The following is a 3,514-nucleotide window of genomic DNA, read 5'->3' as shown; positions in this document are numbered from 1 at the left end:
GTAGGAATGGCGGCGCAGGCGCCAAATGGCATTACCGCGAAAAACAGGTAGAGCGCGAAAGGCGGGCGGCTGGCCATGGCCCAGATCGCCAGGATCCAGAACAGGACGATCGGTGCGGCATTCATCGAGCAGCCGGTGCCGCTCTAAAATGTCCCCGCGAGCATTCTTCAAGCAGACTCTTTTTGGGATTCCTGGAGATGGCTGGCTTATCGAACATTGCGGCTTGCGGTCTCCGGAACTTGGCAGTTCCTGTGAACGGCCCGTGACGACACTAGCCGAGCTTAGGGAAGGCCCGCAGTTCGATCGTCTCCAATCTGGTCTGGTTTTCCGGCCTTGATCGGAGATGACGAATGAGGAAGGGCTATTTTGCGAGGATTCCAGCCAAAATCCAAATATTATCAGCGAAAAATCAGTCTGCATTGGATGTAATTATTGCCAAGGTACATGTGTGATCGCTGCACTCGTAGTGAGTGAAAATACCTATTTAAGCGCCAATCTGTCGTCAACGTAGATGATGGTGCGGGTAACCAAGCATATGCATCGATTGTAACCCTGTCTGCGCTAAAAAAGGCGAAATCATTCAAGGGACGGTTCATGAGTATAGTCTTGGGGGCGCAGACCCATTTCAGCCAAGGTTGGAGCACTTCGCTTCTCGATGCGGCAGGCAAGCTGGGCGCGGATTCCATCCGAGACAGCGTGCCATGGGCCGCTGTGGAGAATGTCGCGGGAAAGTACGACTTTTCGGTGCCACAAGCCGCCTGGGTCGACCAGGCGCTTGGCCGTGGGTTCTCCGTCACGTTGACTTTTGCAAATGCAAACCCGCTCCATGACCAGGGCTATACCGTCTACAGCGATGCCGGCCGGGCCGCCTTCGCGGATTTCGTCGTGGCAACCTTGAAGCAATATCCTGGGGTCCAGGCGATCGAGATCGGCAACGAATACAACTCGAACTCGTTCGTGACCGGCCCCATTGCAAGCGCTTCGGCAGCCACTCGGGACGATTACTATGCAAAGCTGGTCGCGGCCGTGGATCGGGCGCTTGGCAAGGCAGGTATCGACGTGGAACTGGTGGGCGGCGCCACGCATTCCATCCCGGTCGATTATTTTTCCGATCTCAAGGCCCTGGGTACCCTGGATATCCTGGATGCCATCTCGATCCATCCCTACACGACGCCGCCCGAGCAATTCGCCGATCAGATTGCCGCCCTTCGCGGCGTGGTCGGGAACGAGATCGACATCAGGGTCACGGAATTCGGCGGCGACTTCACCTCTTTGAACGATGCGCCGGCATACTTCGCCAAGATGCTGAGCGTCATGGGCGCGGCCGGCATCGAGAGCGCGAGCTGGTATGCCCTTGCGCGCCAGTCCTATTTCCCGAACATGGAACTCTGGAACACGACTGCGGCCAGCGCGGCTCCCGCCGGTGAAACCTTTCGCGTCTTCGACGGCCTTCTGAAGGAAGGCGATACGATCGCGCGGGTCGCTACCGACGACTTCACCTATTTCTACACTCTCGGCCGCGAAGCCGCCGTGCTTTGGGGGCAGACCGGATCGGTGACGCTGGCCTCTGGAGTGTCCGCCTACGATCTTCGCGGAAACCGCATCGCAGAGTTCGACGGGAAGATTTCGGCGGACGTGCCGATCCTGCTGAAGTCCGAAGGCGGAATTTCGGCAGCATCGGTGCAGTTCCACGTCGGCGCACTGGTCGCAGACAGCTTCGATCAGTTCGACGTCACGAATACGGACGGCGGCGGTGCCGGCTTCGAAGGCCCCTGGTCTTACTATTCGCGCTCGGGCTCGGGCCAGACCCTCGCTTTGCAGACCATGGGCGGAGGCCTGAAGAGCGGCGAGCCCTGGACACCTTACCTGGGCTCACAATGGCTGCGGCCCCTCACGGTCAACGCCACGACCGTGACGCCCGCCGATTTTTCCAATGGCACGAATGCAGCTTCGCGATATGCCGTGGTCGAGCGCTACACTGTCCAAAACGCCGGGCTGTTCAGGATCGAGGGCGATTACGATGTCTCGGATCAGTCCCGAGACGGGATCTATCTCACCGTAACCGTCAACGACCGGCAGATTCTGCAGCAGCATGTCTACGACCCCGCTCAGGGGAACAGATATGACTTCACGCTGGATCACGTTCGCCTGGCAGCGGGCGATCGGGTCGAATTCGTGGTTTCTTCCGGAGCAAGCGCCGTCGGTGACGCGACCTCGCGGCATATCCGGATTTTTTCGGAGCCTGTCGCCATCGGGAGCGAGGCTGGCGCTTTGGGCGACTGGAGGGAGCAGACGTCCGGCGTCCGTCTCGACCTTTCCGGTGGCAACGTCGTCGTCGATGGCAAACGCCTGGCGACGAGCGTGATCGATGCCATCGGATCCGGTTTCAATGACATTCTGTCCGGTGATGCACATGCCAATCGCTTTCATGGCGGCGACGGCGACGATCGGCTCCATGGGCTGGGCGGCGACGATGTGCTTGTCGGCGGCGGCGGCGCGGATCGTCTAGATGGGGGCAGCGGCGCGGACCGCATGGAGGGCGGGAGCGGCGACGATACCTATTACGTCGACGATACTCGCGATCAGGTGATCGAAACGGACGCAGCGGGTGGGATCGACGTGGTTCGCTCGGAGGTGGACTTCACGCTGGGCGATCATCTCGAACAGCTTTACCTCATCGGAACCGCCGATATCAACGGGTCCGGCAATGCGCTGGCAAACATCCTCTACGGAAACGATGGTGACAATGTCCTGTCGGGTGGCGGCGGTGCGGACAAGTTGCAGGGCGGCGGCGGTGCGGACATCTTCCTGTACGATAGTCTGGAAAGCGCAGCGAGCGCCGATACCATTCTCGATTTCCAGCACGGGCTGGATCGCATCGCCATCGATCGAGAGGCGTTTGCGGGGCTGGCCGGCCGACAAGCCGGTGCGCTGGAAACTCTTGCAATCCGAAAGACTGCGACGGCGCCCGACATGCACGTCTTCTACGATCCCGGCGTCGGGACGCTCTACTATGACGTGGACGGTAGTGGCTCGGCAGCAGCCATTGCCATGGCCACCCTGCGCGGAAAGCCCATGATCGATGCGACCGATGTCGTCCTTTTCTGAACCCGGCCAGCCCCGGGGGCTTCATCGCCATGCGGCTCCGTTCGGTCAGGATGGCTTGCGGCAGTCACCATGGGCAGGCGCCTCGACGGCAGAGTGCGACCCTTTCGATGGCGGGTTGCACTATCGCTCCACGGCACGGTTGAACCGCATGTTCGCGAGCGATGCCGGGAGGCATCCCTTGCTTGGATTGGCATTGGCCGCGGGGGTCTCCGGCTTCGGGTGGTTCTGCCTGTTGTCGCTCCTGGCCTGATAGAATCGGATCGAGATAACAAAGAACCGGAGAAGGTCTGCCCTTCTCCGGTTCTTTCCATGTCCGTTTGATACGGAGCAGTCTGATCGCGCGTTCGCTTCAGGCGAAAGCGCTTCAGATATCAGGCGACGATGATGTCCGCGTCGGTAAGGTGGA

The 3,514-nt window shown here is 60.2% G+C and carries 1 protein-coding gene; it reads left to right on the top strand.

Annotated elements, in window-relative coordinates; all coding sequences use genetic code 11:
• Window positions 1-594 precede the first annotated feature (594 nt).
• Window positions 595-3,108 carry a calcium-binding protein gene (locus RT424_RS00180; RefSeq protein WP_313433549.1) on the top strand — a complete coding sequence of 838 codons (2,514 nt, stop codon included), beginning with the start codon at window positions 595-597 and terminating at the stop codon, window positions 3,106-3,108.
• Window positions 3,109-3,514 lie beyond the last annotated feature (406 nt).

This window comes from Novosphingobium sp. (genome assembly GCF_032093395.1).
GTDB lineage: Bacteria > Pseudomonadota > Alphaproteobacteria > Sphingomonadales > Sphingomonadaceae > Novosphingobium.
The sequence above is the reverse complement of the archived record's forward strand: the minus strand, read 5'-3'. Positions and strand labels throughout refer to the sequence as shown.

Excerpts from the sequence above, each read along its gene's own strand:
- RT424_RS00180 (WP_313433549.1), top strand. The coding sequence starts at position 595 with ATGAGTATAGTCTTGGGGGCGCAGACCCATTTCAGCCAAGGTTGGAGC.